Annotated in this window: 11 protein-coding genes and 1 other RNA gene; 5 read left to right on the plus strand and 7 right to left on the minus strand. The window is 63.5% G+C overall.

Annotated elements, in window-relative coordinates:
* Positions 1-59: 59 nt before the first annotated feature.
* Complete coding sequence (locus J2D77_RS05975) at positions 60-1,916, minus strand: HAMP domain-containing methyl-accepting chemotaxis protein (protein WP_207845371.1); 1,857 nt, start codon at positions 1,914-1,916, stop codon at positions 60-62.
* A 373-nt stretch (positions 1,917-2,289) separates the two neighbouring features.
* On the minus strand, positions 2,290-2,742 hold the full coding sequence (locus tag J2D77_RS05980; RefSeq protein ID WP_207845372.1) for an Lrp/AsnC family transcriptional regulator: 453 nt from the start codon (positions 2,740-2,742) through the stop codon (positions 2,290-2,292).
* Positions 2,743-2,884: 142 nt separating this feature from the next.
* Between J2D77_RS05980 and alr the strand changes: the two genes are divergently transcribed.
* The 3 genes from alr to J2D77_RS05995 all read left to right on the plus strand — a co-directional run bounded on the left by alr (position 2,885) and on the right by J2D77_RS05995 (position 7,244).
* A complete protein-coding gene (gene alr / locus J2D77_RS05985; RefSeq protein ID WP_207845671.1) occupies positions 2,885-4,075 on the plus strand; it encodes an alanine racemase in 1,191 nt (396 codons plus the stop codon).
* A 22-nt stretch (positions 4,076-4,097) separates the two neighbouring features.
* Positions 4,098-5,354: a D-amino acid dehydrogenase gene (locus J2D77_RS05990; RefSeq protein WP_207845373.1), complete on the plus strand. Its 1,257-nt coding sequence runs from the start codon at positions 4,098-4,100 to the stop codon at positions 5,352-5,354.
* Positions 5,355-5,777: 423 nt separating this feature from the next.
* Entirely contained in the window at positions 5,778-7,244 is a 1,467-nt protein-coding gene (locus J2D77_RS05995) for a glucoamylase family protein (RefSeq protein WP_230975610.1), read from the plus strand.
* A 324-nt stretch (positions 7,245-7,568) separates the two neighbouring features.
* Here the strand turns inward: J2D77_RS05995 and J2D77_RS06000 are convergent, their stop codons facing one another.
* The 4 genes from J2D77_RS06000 to ssrA form a co-directional block, all read right to left on the minus strand.
* Positions 7,569-7,961, minus strand: a complete 393-nt coding sequence (locus J2D77_RS06000) for a VOC family protein (protein ID WP_207845374.1) — start codon at positions 7,959-7,961, stop codon at positions 7,569-7,571.
* Positions 7,962-8,050: 89 nt separating this feature from the next.
* A complete protein-coding gene (locus J2D77_RS06005) occupies positions 8,051-9,703 on the minus strand; it encodes a fumarate hydratase (RefSeq protein WP_207845375.1) in 1,653 nt (550 codons plus the stop codon).
* A gap of 44 nt (positions 9,704-9,747) precedes the next feature.
* Positions 9,748-10,224 carry an SspB family protein gene (locus tag J2D77_RS06010; RefSeq protein WP_207845376.1) on the minus strand — a complete coding sequence of 159 codons (477 nt, stop codon included), beginning with the start codon at positions 10,222-10,224 and terminating at the stop codon, positions 9,748-9,750.
* Between the two features lie 340 nt (positions 10,225-10,564).
* Positions 10,565-10,890, minus strand: a transfer-messenger RNA (tmRNA) gene (ssrA, locus tag J2D77_RS06015).
* 119 nt (positions 10,891-11,009) lie between these two features.
* Between ssrA and thyX the strand changes: the two genes are divergently transcribed.
* On the plus strand, positions 11,010-11,918 hold the full coding sequence (gene thyX, locus J2D77_RS06020) for an FAD-dependent thymidylate synthase (protein ID WP_207845377.1): 909 nt from the start codon (positions 11,010-11,012) through the stop codon (positions 11,916-11,918).
* 440 nt (positions 11,919-12,358) lie between these two features.
* Positions 12,359-12,682 (plus strand): hypothetical protein, encoded by a 324-nt coding sequence (locus J2D77_RS06025; protein WP_230975611.1) that lies wholly within the window; start codon positions 12,359-12,361, stop codon positions 12,680-12,682.
* A gap of 63 nt (positions 12,683-12,745) precedes the next feature.
* Here J2D77_RS06025 and J2D77_RS06030 read toward each other — a convergent pair whose 3' ends face one another.
* Positions 12,746-13,906 carry an Mrp/NBP35 family ATP-binding protein gene (locus J2D77_RS06030; protein WP_207845378.1) on the minus strand — a complete coding sequence of 387 codons (1,161 nt, stop codon included), beginning with the start codon at positions 13,904-13,906 and terminating at the stop codon, positions 12,746-12,748.
* Positions 13,907-14,619 lie beyond the last annotated feature (713 nt).

Raw genomic sequence — 14,619 nt, forward strand, 5'->3', positions numbered from 1 at the left:
CTTTTCTTCTATTTTACGATCAGGTGTTTGAGGGAAGTCTTTTCGCGACAGCGAAGGGATTATTGCACCAGGCGTGGGCGGGCGGGGCTGCGTTCTTCTATGGCCAGATCCTGACGGTAGAAGCCTGTTTCCTCGGGGAGTTGGAACTGCCTCACCAGCCCGTTGAGCTTGTGGCTTTCATCCGCCAGGCTGCGGGATGTGGCGTTGAATTCCTCAGCCACGGCCGCATTCTGCTGGGTGGTCTGGTCGAGCGAGCCCACGGCGGTGTTGATTTCTGACAGGCTGGAGGATTGTTCACGCGCGGCCGTGGCAATGGCGTCCAGATGTTCGCCCATTTCGCTGATAAAATCGGAAATGGTCCGTAGCGTGTCGCTGCTGTCGCGCACGCGTTCCGACCCTTCTTTTACGTCCGCGGCGGTCTTGCGAATGACGGCGCGCACGTCCTTTGCCGCTTCGGCACTTTTCTGCGCCAAGGCCCGAACCTCGTTGGCGACGACGGCAAAGCCCCGGCCGACATCCCCCGCCCGCGCCGCTTCCACACTGGCGTTGAGCGCGAGAATATTGGTCTGGAAGGCAATATTGTCGATCACATCGACAATGGAGGTAATCTGCTCCGAACCGTGCTCGATCCGGCGCATGGCTTCCTCTGTCTCGTGGGTGATGGTGGCCGAAGTCGCTGCGGACTGGCGGGCCTGGGTTCCGATCTGCTGCGCATTTTCCGACCGCTTGGCCGAATCCGCCACACTGCGGGCAATTCCTGCGACGGACGCCGCCGTTTCTTCCAGCGATGCGGCCTGCTGTTCGGTCCGGCGGGCCAGGTGGTCGGCCCCGGTGGCCAGTTCGCGGGTGCCGTTGGTAATGGTGTGCACGGCACGCGACATCTGCGAAAACGCTTCCGCCAACTGGGCCAGGGACTGGTTGAAGTCATGGCGCAGGGGCTCGAATTCTTCGGAAAACATCGTCTCGACCTGAAAGGACAGGTCGCCCGCCGCCATCCGCCGCAGCCCGGCCGCCAGATCGCCCGTGGCCTTGTGCAGCCGTTCGGACGCTTCGGCCTCGGCTCTGTTCTGGATGGCGATCCGCTCGGCTTCCGCCTGCTGGCGCTGGGCTTCGGAATCCCGTTCCAGCTTCTGCTTGGCGATGGCCTCGGCCCGGAAAATTTCCAGCGAACGCGAAATATCGCCAATTTCATCCTTGCGGACAGAAAAGGGGAAGGTCTGGTCCGTCTGCCCCTTGGCCAGGCGGGTAATGGCGGTGTTGATCTTCTGGAGCGGGCGCAGAATGTTGTACATGACCACAAAGGCAGAGACGACCATGACCACGAACAGCGCAGCATAGGCGGTATAGACGCGCCACAGCGTTGCCTTGTAGGCCGCCTGCGATTCCCTGGCGTAGCTGACGGCATGGGCGATGTTGACGGTGGTCAGCGACGCCAGGGTGGACGCCATGGTTTCCTGCAAGTCGCGCAGGCGCGCCCCTGCGGCAATGGCGTTGCTTTTGTCCGCCGAAATCACCCAGTTCTTGAATGTGTCGTCATGGTCGGTCTTGTATTGCGCCCATTCCGTTTGCAGGTTGCGAAACAGCGTTGCCTCCTGCGGGGATGACACCAGCGGCGCATAGGCCTTGATATTCGCCCCTTCCTCATCCTCGATCGCGGTGACGAGGGAGGCCAGCATGGCCATGGTCTCGGGCGTTGTGGCTGCAAGCTGTTCTGACTCGGTTATCCGGAACGCCCGCAGCAGGTCGTCGATCGGGGCAATGGCCTTGATGCTGGCAATGGATTTGTGGTCGATCTGCTCGATCTGGTTACTGACTTCCTTGAGCCCCCAGATGGAGCTGACGCCCGCTACAATACACGCACCTGCGACAAATAACTGCACGAGGCCGAGAGAAGCTTTGATGCCTAATGGTCGCAAAGGTCACCTATTCGTTTCGGTTATAATGCAGGGCGGCGCGTGGGCGGCCTGTCTTCAATGGGGCGGCGTCTATAAAAATCTGAATTTCGTGGGTACGGACCGGCCGTGCGGCGAACAGCGCATGTATAGTGCAGGCATTTTGCGTACAGGCATCATACATGCTTTCTGATCGTGTTCGCAGATACGGCAGCCATCCTGCTTTCGGGCGGCTTATCGTTAACTATACGTAAAAAATTCTGGAATGCGAACAGAATTTTAACGGACTATAGTTTAACTGATGCGACATAATTCTTTTCCGTAACGGACTTGGCGGCGCCGGCAGACCTGACGGGGAGGGGGCCGGGCCGGTTGCGCCCCAATGGGGGCCTGGCAGTCAGGTCCTGTCCTGCTGCTGCACGACCGGGCGAATGGCGAAGTTGCTCTGGATACGCACCACGCCGGGCATGCGGGAGAGTTCTTCCTTATGGATGCGTTCGTAATCCTGCATGTCGCGTGCTTCCACCCGCAGCAGGTAATCGGCATCGCCCGTCATCAGGTAACATTCGCGCACATCGGGGCATTCGCGGATACGGCTTTCAAACCGGCGCAGGCATTCTTCGGTCTGTCGTTCCAGCGTGATCTGCACGATCACCGTGGCAACGGGAATCTGGCTCCGCCGGGCGATAATGGCCTGGTAGCCGCGAATGACGCCTTCCTGCTCCAGCTTGCGCACGCGGCGCAGGCAGGTCGATGGCGAAAGCCCGATTCGTTCGGCCAGGTCGGCATTGCTCAGCCGCCCGTCATGGCGCAGGTGCCGCAGAATGGCCTCTGTCGTGCGATCTGACATGATCTGTCTTTTCCCGTTATTTTGTGCAAGATAATTCTAGAATAAAGTAATAACGGCAGAATATGCTACATAATGGCAGGATTTGCCATTCGGACTTGATTAAACTTTCATCATCGTAACAAAGCAGGTGGTGTGCGTGGCCATGCTTTCCAACCCGGCATTTTTCCCCGCGGGGGCTGCGGCCCAAGGGGCTTGCGGCACCCAGTCGTCGGGGCAGGCCACCTGGCCGTCCAGTCGCGCGGGGGCGGTGCTGACCATCGATCTGGGGGCTGTCGCGTTCAATTACCGGCACGTGGCGCATCGCGCATCGCGCTCCATCTGTGCCGCCGTGGTCAAGGCCGACGCTTATGGGCTGGGCGCTGCCCGTGTGGCCCCGGCCCTTGAACACGCGGGGGCGCGGCAGTTTTTCGTCGCCCATGTGGATGAAGGCCTGGCCCTGCGCCAGCATGTCTCCGCGCGTTGCGGCGTGACCGTGCTGCATGGCCCCCGGCCCGATGCGGTGGCGGACTGCCTGGCCCACGGGCTGCGGCCGGTGCTTAACAGCCTGGAGCAGATCGGCTGGGTGCGCGATGCGGCCCGCAAGCGTGGGCAGGCGGTGGATGTCGCCCTTCAGCTTGATACGGGCATGTCGCGTTTCGGGCTGGCGGAGGCCGAACTGCGTCGCGTCGCGGGCGACCCTGCCCTGCTGGAAGGGCTTTCGGTCTCGCTGATCATGAGCCACCTTGCCTGCGCGGATAATCCGGCGGACCCGGCCAACGCCATGCAGGCCGCCCGGCTGCGCGACTACGCCGCCCTGTTGCCGCCGGCCCCCCTCAGCCTTGCCGCGTCATCGGGCGTGTTTTTGGGGCCGGATTATCACTTCGACCTCGTGCGCCCCGGTGCGGCCCTGTATGGCGTGGCCCCCAACATGACGGGGCCCAATCCGCTGCGCCAGGTAGTGCGCCTGCAGGCCCATGTGTTGCAGACCCGCGCGCTCAACAAGGGGGACCGCGTGGGCTACGGGCTGACCTGGCAGGCGCAGGGGCCGTGCCGCGTGGCCACGATCAGCGTGGGCTATGCCGATGGCTTTGCCCGGCAGGGTGCGGGTACGGGCTGCGTGTGGTTCAGGGGCGTGCGCCTGCCCATTCTGGGCCGGATTTCCATGGATTCCATGACAGTCGATATTTCACACCTGCCCCAAGGCCAGCTTGAGGCCGACGGCATGGTGGATCTTTTGAACGAGACCTACGGCGTGGATGCCGTAGGGGCGGCGGAAGGGACGATCGGGTACGAAGTCCTGACCTCGCTCGGGCGGCGCTATCACCGGATTTACGCCGACAATCCAGCCCCTTGAGTGTGACGGAAAGAGCATCAGCATGAAAATTCTTGTTCTGGGCAGCGGCGTCGTGGGCGTGACCTCGGCGTGGTACCTGGCGCGCGCCGGGCACGAGGTGACGGTGGTCGACCGGCAGGAAGCCGCCGGGCTTGAAACCAGCTTCGCCAATGCCGGGCAGGTTTCACCGGGGTATTCCTCCCCCTGGGCCGGGCCCGGTGTGCCGCTGAAAAGTGTCAAATGGCTGCTTATGAAATACCGGCCCTTCGTGTTCTGGCCCATGCCGGATCCGCATTTGTGGCGCTGGCTGGTACAGATGCTCGAAAACTGCACGACCCCCGCCTATAACCGCAACAAGGGGCGCATGGTCCGCCTGGCTGAATACAGCCGCGACGTATTGCGCGATTTGCGGGCTGAAACCGGCATTACGTACGATGACCGCCAGCAGGGCACCTTGCAGGTGTTCAGAACCGCCAAGCAGCTTGACAGCATCGCCTCCGACCTTGCCGTGCTGCGTCAGTACGACGTGCCGTACGAAGTCATGGACACGGCGGCCTGCGTGCGGGCCGAACCGGGGCTTGCGGCGTCAGCCCACAAGATCGTGGGGGGCCTGCGCCTGCCCGGTGACGAAACGGGGGATGCGTTCAAGTTCACGCAAAACCTGGCCGAAATGGCGCGTGCGGCCGGGGTGACGTTCCTGTACGGGACCACCATCCGCCGCATCCGTGCCGATGGCGGGCGTGTTACGGGGGTGGAAACCACACGCGGCGTGCTGACTGCCGATCGCTACGTGGCTACCATGGGCAGCTACACGCCTGCCCTGCTGCGCCCCCTAGGCATGCGTCTGCCGGTCTATCCGGTCAAGGGCTATTCGCTGACGGCCGATATTACGGATGCGGCCCGCGCTCCGGTCTCCACCATCATGGACGAGACGTTCAAGATCGCCATTACCCGCCTGGGGGACCGCGTGCGCGTGGGGGGCACGGCGGAACTGGCCGGGTTCAGCCTGCGCCTGCGCGAACCCCGGCGCGCCACGCTGGAACATTCCGTGACGGATATGTTTCCCGGCAGTTGCGACGTGTCCAAAGCCCTGTTCTGGACCGGCCTGCGGCCCATGACGCCCGACGGCACACCCGTGATCGGGCGCACCGCGCTGGAAAACCTGTACCTGAACACGGGCCATGGCACGCTTGGCTGGACCATGGCCTGCGGATCGGGTCGGGTGCTGGCCGATATCATGACCGGGCGCACCCCCGATATCGCCTATGAAGATCTCAATATCTTCCGCTACGGCACGTAATCGCCCCTTCAGCGCCTCCAAAATGTCATAGATCGGGTAGCAGGGTTGTCTTTGTGGCGTCGGCGACAAATTTCAATCATGTGTTAACCTGCGTACAGGACGCCCCGCAGGGGGATTCCTGTTGGACGATGGCAAGGGCAGGACGGAGTATGGGTTAAGGTGATAACGACCAAAACGACGAAAAGTGACATCGTACAGACAAAATGGCGGGCAGACAGACAGGTGCAGGCAGTGCCGTCTTCTGTGTCGACAGGTGCGGGTAGAATTGCAAAAGGCCTGAGAGCCCTGGCTCTGGCCAGCGCCTTGACCGGCCTGGGCATTGGGCTGGTGCCCGGCGCCGCCCAGGCGCAGGTGGCGGCATCGGCCCAGGCATCGGCGGCCAGCCAGGCTGCGGCCCCTGCCGCGCGGGCCGTTCCCGCCGCCATGCACAAGTCTGGTGCCGAGCGTCCGCTTCCCGTTGCGGACAAGCCCCTGGTCGAAGACCTTGAACACCGGACATTCGACTGGTTCTGGGATTCGGCCGACCTGACCACCGGCCTGGTGCCCGATCGCTACCCGTCCGACCAGACCCAGAGCAGTGTTGCCTCGGTCGGCTTCGGGCTGACGGCTTACGGTATCGGGGTTTCGCGTGGCTATATCACGCGTGAGCAGGCGGTGGAGCGCACGCTGCTGACCCTGCGCACCCTGCTGCGCCTGCCCCAGAACGCAACGCAGGACCGGACAGCCGGGTATCACGGGTTTTTCTATCATTTTCTCGACCATAAAACCGGCATGCGCTTCAATCACGATACCGAACTTTCCAGCATCGATACGGCGTTGCTCATGCAGGGCGTGCTGTTCGCGCGCAGTTTCTATACGGCCGATACGGTGCAGGAACGCGAAATCCGCCAACTGGCCGATACGCTGTTCAACCGCGTGGACTGGCAGTGGATGCGTCGCCCCGACAACCGCATGAGCATGGGCTGGTCGCCCGAGCATGGTTTTCTCGCCAATTACTGGGAAGGGTATAACGAGGGCATGATGCTCTATATCCTTGGCCTGGGGGCGACCCATTCGCCGCTTGAACCCGCGTCATGGCAGGCCTGGCTTTCCACCAATGCGCAGCGCTGGGGCAAGTCCTACGGGCAGACCTTCCTTAACTTCGCGCCGCTGTTCGGGCACCAGTATACCCATGCCTGGATCGACTTTCGCGGAATCCGCGATGACTGGAGCCGCGAGAAACAGCTCGATTATTTCGAGAACAGCCGCCGCGCGGTCTATGCCCAGCGCAATTATGCCCAGGCCAATCCCGGCAAATGGCATGATTACGGCCCCAATGTCTGGGGTCTGACAGCAAGCGATGGCCCGGCCGAGACAACCCGCACGGAAGATGGCCAGCAGCGCAAGTTCATGAGCTATTCCGCCCGCGGCGTGGGGCGTGACTACACGCTTGATGACGGCACGCTTGCACCCACGGCGGCAGGTGGCTCCATCGCCTTCGCGCCCGAGATCGCCCTTCCCGCCCTGCGGACCATGAAAAACCGCTACGGCCAGCGCATTTACGGCCAGTATGGCTTTGTGGATGCCTTCAACCCCAGCTACCACGAAAACGGGCAGCAGGATTTCTGGGCCGATAACACCTATCTGGGCATAGACCAGGGGCCGATCCTGCTGATGACGGAAAACTGGCGTACCGGCCTGGTATGGGACACCATGAAGACCAACGACGTGATCCGTCGGGGGCTGGAACGCGCGGGCTTTACCGGCGGCTGGCTGGGCAAGGGTGAACCCCAGGCCGTGCCCGCCCAGAATGGCGCACCCACCCATGCTTCCACCGGGACAGGGGCTGCCCACAAGGACTCGGCGGCGGCCGAGCCCGCGCATGCGCAGGGCACGCCGCAGGCGGGGTAAGGCCGGTCACCTTGCCAGCCATGCACCCATCTGTGGTGGGTGCATGGCGCAAGGCTGGCGGGGTCCTGCTGCAAAGCAAACCATTTGATAAATATAAAAGTTTTTGGGCGTCGCCTTTTTTCAAAAAGGTGACGTTCTTTGAAGCTTTTTGAAAAAAGCTTCACCAAAAACTTTTCAGTATTGAATGGGATGTTTCGGGCAGGCTTTTGAACAGTCTCCCGCCTGTTCAGGCATAAAAAACAAGGGTGCGGGCGGCCTGTTTTACCAGCCTTCCCGCACCCTTGTTTTTGGTAATGCTGCCGGCATAGGCCGAGGCCTATCCGTTCAGCCCTGGTAGGACGCGATTTCGATCAGGTTTTCATCCGGATCGTGGCAGTAGACGGAGGTAATGGGGCCGATGGCACCCAGCCGCGCCACTGGCCCTTCCACCACCCGCACGCCGCAGGCCCGCAGGTGGTCGACCACGTCGTCACTGGTAATGGCCGCGATGAAGCACAGGTCGTTCCCGCCCGGCAGGGCATGGGTCGCGGTGTCCCACCCCTGGGCGTCATAGGGGCGCAGGTTCAGCTTCTGCCCGCCAAAGCGCAGGGCCGTGCGGTTGTTGCGGCCATATTCCTCCCGCTCCATGCCCAGCACGCGCTGGTACCACGAGGCGGAAATTTCCAGATCCCTGACAGTCAGGACAACATGGTCCAGACGATCCACTGTAAAGCGCATGAAACCGCACCACTCCTTTTCTGTCGGCCCTTCCGTCAGGGAAGGGCCGCACCCTCTGGCACGGGGCCGCTGTAAGGGCCCCGCCGGGTTTACAGTTCAGCGTAGAAGTCGTTGCCCTTGTCATCAATAACAATAAAGGCGGGGAAGTCTTCCACTTCGATCTTCCAGACCGCTTCCATGCCCAGTTCGGGATATTCCAGAACCTCCACCTTGCGGATGCAGTCCTTGGCCAGGCGTGCCGCCGGACCGCCGACGGAGCCGAGGTAGAAGCCGCCATATTTCTGGCAGGCATCGCGCACGGCCTTGGAACGGTTGCCCTTGGCCAGCATCACGTAAGACCCGCCATTGGCCTGCAATTCGGCCACGTAGGAATCCATCCGCCCCGCCGTGGTGGGGCCGAAGGAGCCTGTGGGCATGCCTTCGGGGGTCTTGGCCGGGCCTGCGTAATAGACCGGATGGTCCTTGAGGTATTGCGGCAGGCCTTCCCCACGCTGCAGCCGTTCGCGGAACTTGGCATGGGCGATATCGCGCGCCACAACCACCGTGCCGGTCAGCGCCAGCCGGGTCTTGACCGGGTATTTGGACAGTTCGGCCCGGATTTCGTCCATCGGGCGGTTCAGGTCGATCTTGACGGCCTCGCCTTCCAGATGTTCGTCCGTGGTTTCGGGCAGGAAGCGCGCGGGGTCATGTTCGAGTTCTTCGAGAAAGAAGCCCTCCGCCGTGATCTTGGCCTTGATCTGCCGGTCGGCCGAGCAGGAAACGCCAATGCCCACGGGCAGGGATGCACCATGCCGGGGCAGGCGGACCACGCGCACGTCATGGCAGAAATACTTGCCGCCGAACTGCGCGCCAATGCCCAGCTTGCGGGTCAGTTCCAGCACCTTGGCTTCCATGTCCACATCGCGGAAGGCATGGCCCGTAATGTCGCCCTTGGTGGGCAGGGCGTCATACCAGTGGGTGGATGCCAGCTTGACGGTCTTGAGCGTCTGCTCGGCCGACATGCCGCCAATGACAATGGCCAGGTGGTAGGGCGGGCACGCCGACGTGCCCAGCGTGCGCACCTTGGTGTCCAGCCAGTCCAGCAACTGCTGTTCCGACCCCAGCAGGGCGCGCGTTTCCTGGAACAAAAAGGTCTTGTTGGCCGAACCACCCCCTTTGGCGACGAACATCATGTCGAATTCTTCGTCATGCTCGCCGGCGGGGCTTGCGAAAATATCGCACTGCACGGGCAGGTTGGTGCCGGTGTTCTTTTCCTCGAACATGGTCAGCGGCGCCATCTGCGAATAGCGCAGGTTGGTGCGGGTATAGGTTTCGTACACCCCCTTGGAGAACGCGATTTCCTCGTTCCCGTCCACCCAGACGCGCTGGCCCTTCTTGCCGAAGACAATGGCCGTGCCCGTATCCTGGCACATGGGCAGCACCCCGCCCGCCGCGATACAGGCGTTCTGCAACAGGTCCAGGGCCACGAAGCGGTCATTGTCCGAGGCTTCGGGGTCCTTGAGGATGGCGGCCAGTTTTTCCAGGTGCGAGGCCCGCAGGAAATGCGCCACCTCGTGAAAGGCCTGGGCCGTCATTTCGGTCAGGGCTTCGGGTGCGATATGCAGCACGGTCTTGCCGCCGCATTGCGAGGTGCTGACACCTGAGAGAGCAAGCTTGCGGTAGGTCGTGGTGTCCTTGCCCATGGGGAAAAGGGGCGAGTACACAAATTCGGGAAGAGGGGGGCGAGGGGGCTGGCTGGTCATGGTCTTGTCTGTTCTCCCATAGGCCGTTGCCCCCTGGCGGGGGGTCAGGCTGGTGATGGTCCTTTCCTGCGGAACGCGTCAAGGCTGACAACCTGGGAGGCTGCGTCCTCTTCCGGCTCGCCTGCCTCGAACTGCAGGCTGAAGCGGATGGACGGGTCCGCGAACCCCGTAATGGCCCGCACGGGAATGACCAGGATCGAGCCAACACCCCCGAAGGACAGGCCGACGGAGACAGTGCCTGCCGCGCGGTCCACCTTCAGGTCCCAGAACTGGTGTTGCAGCACGATGGTCATTTCATGCGGGTACTGGGCGCGGAGCCGAGAGGGAATATCCACCCCCGGGAAGTCCGTCAGGAATGTCAGATAGAAATGGTGCTCTCCTGCAAGCCCTTCACGGCTCACATGTTCGAGTGCGCTCAGCATCACGCCGCGATAGGCGTCGTCCAGCCAGTGGTCATAGGGCAACAGGCTGGTGGACGGGAATGTCTCATCCCCGCTGGTGTGGTCATGGTCATCAGCCATGCTGGTCTCCCGTTATGGTCTTCTTGCTGGTCCTGGTCATGCCGGGTGCCCGCTGGGCCGGCCCTGGCTGCGTGGCCATCAGCCATGCGCGAAAGGTGGGGCCAGTGCAACCCGCCCGAGCGCTCCTTTTACCATATCCCGGCCCCTGCCGCGACCGTTCAGGTGCCGCCAGACGCCAGCCCCGGGCCAAAAAACCGGGACACGGGCCGAAAAAAACAGGCGATGGAGAAAAATGGCCCGGGCAATGCCGCGCAGGCCGGCCGCAACAACGCTCTCCCGCCCGGTGGTGGGGCAGGACCCTGCCGCGCAGACGGCCATAGGCTGGAAGTGTTGCAAGAGGTGGGAGGGCTTCTGTTGCCCGGTGCCCTCCCGAACCGCGCTTATCGCTTATGCAGCGACAGCGAGCACCTCAGAGTTATCATTGGCACTTGTGAAAATAGCCCGATATCGGTGGTACAATGCCGAGCAAAAAAAGTGTCTTTACTGCGCGTGTCGAGCCTGTTTCGTCCCCTGCGATCCGGAGCATACCTGCCCGGATACATGGTGGAGACGCCGGGTACCGCCCCCGGGTCCACTACGCCTATGCCACACCCCGTTTATTGCCATAGCCGCAAGAAATCTTCCGGCACCCGAAACATAGGCACCCCTTGGGCCCAATGCAAGCACGCACGGGGCTTTTGCCCCTTTTATCCCGCTGGGCTAGCCTGTACAAGCGCCCGGCGCGCCCCGGTCTGAGCCGGCCCGGGCGCGCTTTGTTGCAGCCCAGCATGGTGGAGGCCCCGCGCATGTCCCTGACCGAAGACCAACGCGCGGAAATTGCCGCGCACGCGCAAGACACCCAGCCCACCCGCAGGCCCACCGTGCCCGCGCTGGAGACACTTTTGTACCAGCCGCTCGAGGTGCTGGACCACGGTTTCCTGCGGGTGATCGATTACATGGGCGATGACGCCGCCATTGTGCAGGCGGCCCGTGTTTCCTACGGCCGGGGCACGCGCAAGGTGTCGGAAGATGCGGGGCTGATCCGCTATCTCATGCGGCATCGCCATTCCTCGCCGTTCGAGATGTGTGAGATCAAGTTCCACGTCAAACTGCCCATTTTCATCGCCCGGCAGTGGATTCGCCATCGCATGGCCAGCGTGAACGAATATTCCGCCCGCTATTCGATTCTCGACCGGGAATTCTACCTGCCCGCACCCGAACACATGGCCGTGCAGAGCGAGGTGAACCGCCAGGGGCGGGGCGATGTCCTGGCCCCGCAGCAGGCGGCCGAGGTGCTGGATATCCTGCGTGATGACGCCATGCGCACCTATCGCGATTACGAACGCATGCTCGATGCCGATCAGGGCTTTGGCCTGGCGCGCGAGCTTGCGCGCATCAACCTGACGCTGAACACCTATACCCAGTGGTACTGGAAGACCGACCTGCATAATCTCATGCACTTCCTGGCCCTGCGCATAGACCCGCACGCCCAGTACGAAATTCGCGTCTATGCCGAGGAAATGCTGAAAATCCTGCATGCCTGGGTGCCGCAGACGGCGGCCGCGTTCGAGGAATACCGGCGCGGTGCCGTCACGTTCTCGGCCACCATGCTTTCGGTCCTGCGCCGCATGCTGGCGGGCGAGGTGGTGGAACAGCCCGCATCGGGCCTGTCGCGCCGCGAATGGGACGAGATGATGGCGACCCTGAAGGGCTGAAACCGCGTGGCGCATGGGGCACGCGGGGGCCCGACCCGTGTTCCCACGGTTTTCCGGCTTTTTTGCCCCGGGCGTTGCGTCTTCGCGCAGCGTTATGGCGTTATAAAGGGGTGGGCGGTTAGTCTCCCATGGGGTGCTGGTTCATCTCCGGCACTCTCGCATAGTCGGAGGAGCCCATGCCCATGCCCCTGAATTCCGCACCCATCAGTGTTTTCTTCCGGCCAGCCATGCTGCCCCGGCACCGCACAAGCGCGGTGGGGGCGGGGCGCCAAGCCGGGAAGTCCAGCCCCGATGCCGCCTGCCACACCGCACCGCGTCCTGCTCCATGGTCCCGTCTTCGGGCCTGCCTGCCGGGCACGGCGTTCGGGCTTTCAGCGCGCGGCATGTCTGGTTCGCGGTGGCAGGCCCGCGCGCTTATTCCGGCTGGTTCTGCCCGGGGAATGACGTGGCGGACTGTGCGGGCAGCCGTTTGCGTGGTGGTCGGTCTGGCAGCCTGCGGGTTGGGCCCCGTGGGGCCTGCCCATGCCCAGACGGAACGCGAGCGGCAGACCCAGGCCTGCCGGGGGGATGCGGTGCGGCTGTGCACGCTGGCCATTCCGAACGAGGAAAAAATTACCCGCTGCATGGAACGCAAGCGCGACCAGCTCAGCCCGGCCTGCAAGGTTTACTTCACGCAAGGTGGGCAAAAATCCGGGCCCAACAAGGGCGGGGCGGGCAAAGCTGGAGCGGGCAGGAATTCTTCCAGGGCAGGCAGTCGCAAATAGCCTGCGCCACCGGTCCGTGCCGTTGCCCGCACGGGGGGTCCCGCGCGGACCCGGGGCGTGTTTTCAGGCCCGGTGCATCGCGCGCACGGCCTGGGCTACGGTATGGGCAATGCGCCGCCAGGCCTTGCCCCCTTCGCTTTCGGGCGCGCCGATCACCACCGGCACCCCGGCATCGCCACTGGCGCGGATATCGGCCAGTAGCGGAACCTCCCCCAGGAAGGGCACGCCCAGCGTCTGCGCTTCCTGCCGCGCGCCGCCATGGCCGAACAGTTCGGTATTGTGGCCGCAGTTCGGGCAGCAGAAATAGGACATGTTCTCCACCAGCCCCAGAACGGGGATCTGGAGCTTTTCGAACATGCTGACCGCTCGGCGCGCATCGATCAGGGCGATATCCTGCGGGGTGGACACGATCACGGCGCCGGCCAGCGGCACTTTCTGTGTCAGGGTCAGTTGCGCATCCCCCGTGCCGGGGGGCAGGTCCACCACCAGCACGTCCAGCGTACCCCAGTTCACATCGCCCAGAAGCTGGTTGACCGCGCCCATGACCATGGGACCACGCCAGATCATGGCGGCTTTTTCATCCACCAGCATGCCAAGGGACATGGCGGTAATGCCCCAGGCCGCCACGGGCTGAAGCACGCCATCCACCACATCCGGCCTTGCGTTCGCGCCCAGCATGCGGTGCAGCGACGGGCCGTGGATATCGGCGTCCATCAGGCCGGTTTTCAGCCCTTCCATGCCCAGCCCCACCGCCAGGTTGACCGCGGTGGTGGACTTGCCGACCCCACCCTTGCCCGACGCCACGGCAATGACGGTTTTCACCCCGGCCAGGATCGGCCCCTGCTGGGCTGTGCCACCCAAGGGCCGGTGCCCTCCGCCCGCATTGCCTGCGCCACCCCTTGCGGCACTTCCCGCGCCACCCGGCGCACCACCGGGCGGCGGCGCGCTGGCGGGGGCCCCAGCGGGGCGGTGGGCGGTCAGGACAATGCTCGCACTCTTCACCCCGGGCAGCGTTTCGACCTGGCGGGCGGCGTCGGGGCACAGGGCGGCCAGGGCCTGCGCGCTCTCCCGCGGGACAGCCAGTGTCAGCACCAGCCTGCCGCCATCCAGCGTGCAGGCCTGGATTGTCCCTTCCTGCGCCAGAGAAAGCCCGGTGCGCGGGTCACGGGCCCGGTGCAGGGCCTGGGTGATGTCATCGGAAGAAAAGGGGAGGTCGTGCGCCAAGGGTATTGGTCCTGCATGCTGTGGGGCCGCGTGGGCAGGGTGTTACCGCCCGATGCGGGGGAGGGCAACGGCCCATCGTGTTCGAGGCGTGGCATTGATAAGGGAGCGCCAGCCGGTTGAGCGGGGCTTTCCCGATCCCGACAACGCGGGAGCAGTCCGGTACGATGGCACAAAACGCCGTGAGGAAACATCACGCAACCCACCGCGCGACACCCGGGCTCCCACCGCTCCGGACCGCTATGGCGCATGCATTGTCCCCCGCCCATATCAGGAAGGCGAAGGTTATGGCGGATTGCGCGCGCGCGATTGCAGGCACCGGGCCGATCGCTCCCGCACTGGCGCAAATGTTGCGCGATCATTATGGAAGGAACGACCAATGGCAGGCCACCCTTCGGCCTGCGTAATCTGACCCGCAGCAGGCGGGGGAAGATTTCAGGGGCCGCATGCCTGGGGGGCCGAATGGCGGGATTACGCGCCATAGCTATGCCGTGATGGGGTGCGAGAAATGTTGCATCCGGAGTCGCCGGGACTTAGAGCCTGTTTCGAAACGCGGCGGCAAAGGGGCTGGTGAAAGGCGTTCAGCGCTGGACACGCACAGCGTATGCCCTGATTGAGTGCGGGCCGCGCTGTCAGGCCTGAAAGAACCTGGCAGCACATGCCGCCCCGCTGTTCAGGCGGGGGGCAGGGGCGGGGGGTGCGTATCTGGTTGGTAT

Origin of the sequence: Acetobacter garciniae, from assembly GCF_017377735.1 — a bacterium.
In the GTDB taxonomy this organism is placed as follows: Bacteria; Pseudomonadota; Alphaproteobacteria; order Acetobacterales; family Acetobacteraceae; genus Acetobacter; species Acetobacter garciniae.

Coding starts and splice junctions, on each gene's coding strand:
- J2D77_RS05980 (WP_207845372.1), bottom strand. CDS start 2,742: ATGTCAGATCGCACGACAGAGGCCATTCTGCGGCACCTGCGCCATGAC.
- alr (WP_207845671.1), top strand. CDS start 2,885: ATGCTTTCCAACCCGGCATTTTTCCCCGCGGGGGCTGCGGCCCAAGGG.
- J2D77_RS05990 (WP_207845373.1), top strand. CDS start 4,098: ATGAAAATTCTTGTTCTGGGCAGCGGCGTCGTGGGCGTGACCTCGGCG.
- J2D77_RS05995 (WP_230975610.1), top strand. CDS start 5,778: ATGCACAAGTCTGGTGCCGAGCGTCCGCTTCCCGTTGCGGACAAGCCC.
- J2D77_RS06000 (WP_207845374.1), bottom strand. CDS start 7,961: ATGCGCTTTACAGTGGATCGTCTGGACCATGTTGTCCTGACTGTCAGG.
- J2D77_RS06005 (WP_207845375.1), bottom strand. CDS start 9,703: ATGACCAGCCAGCCCCCTCGCCCCCCTCTTCCCGAATTTGTGTACTCG.
- J2D77_RS06010 (WP_207845376.1), bottom strand. CDS start 10,224: ATGGCTGATGACCATGACCACACCAGCGGGGATGAGACATTCCCGTCC.
- thyX (WP_207845377.1), top strand. CDS start 11,010: ATGTCCCTGACCGAAGACCAACGCGCGGAAATTGCCGCGCACGCGCAA.
- J2D77_RS06025 (WP_230975611.1), top strand. CDS start 12,359: ATGACGTGGCGGACTGTGCGGGCAGCCGTTTGCGTGGTGGTCGGTCTG.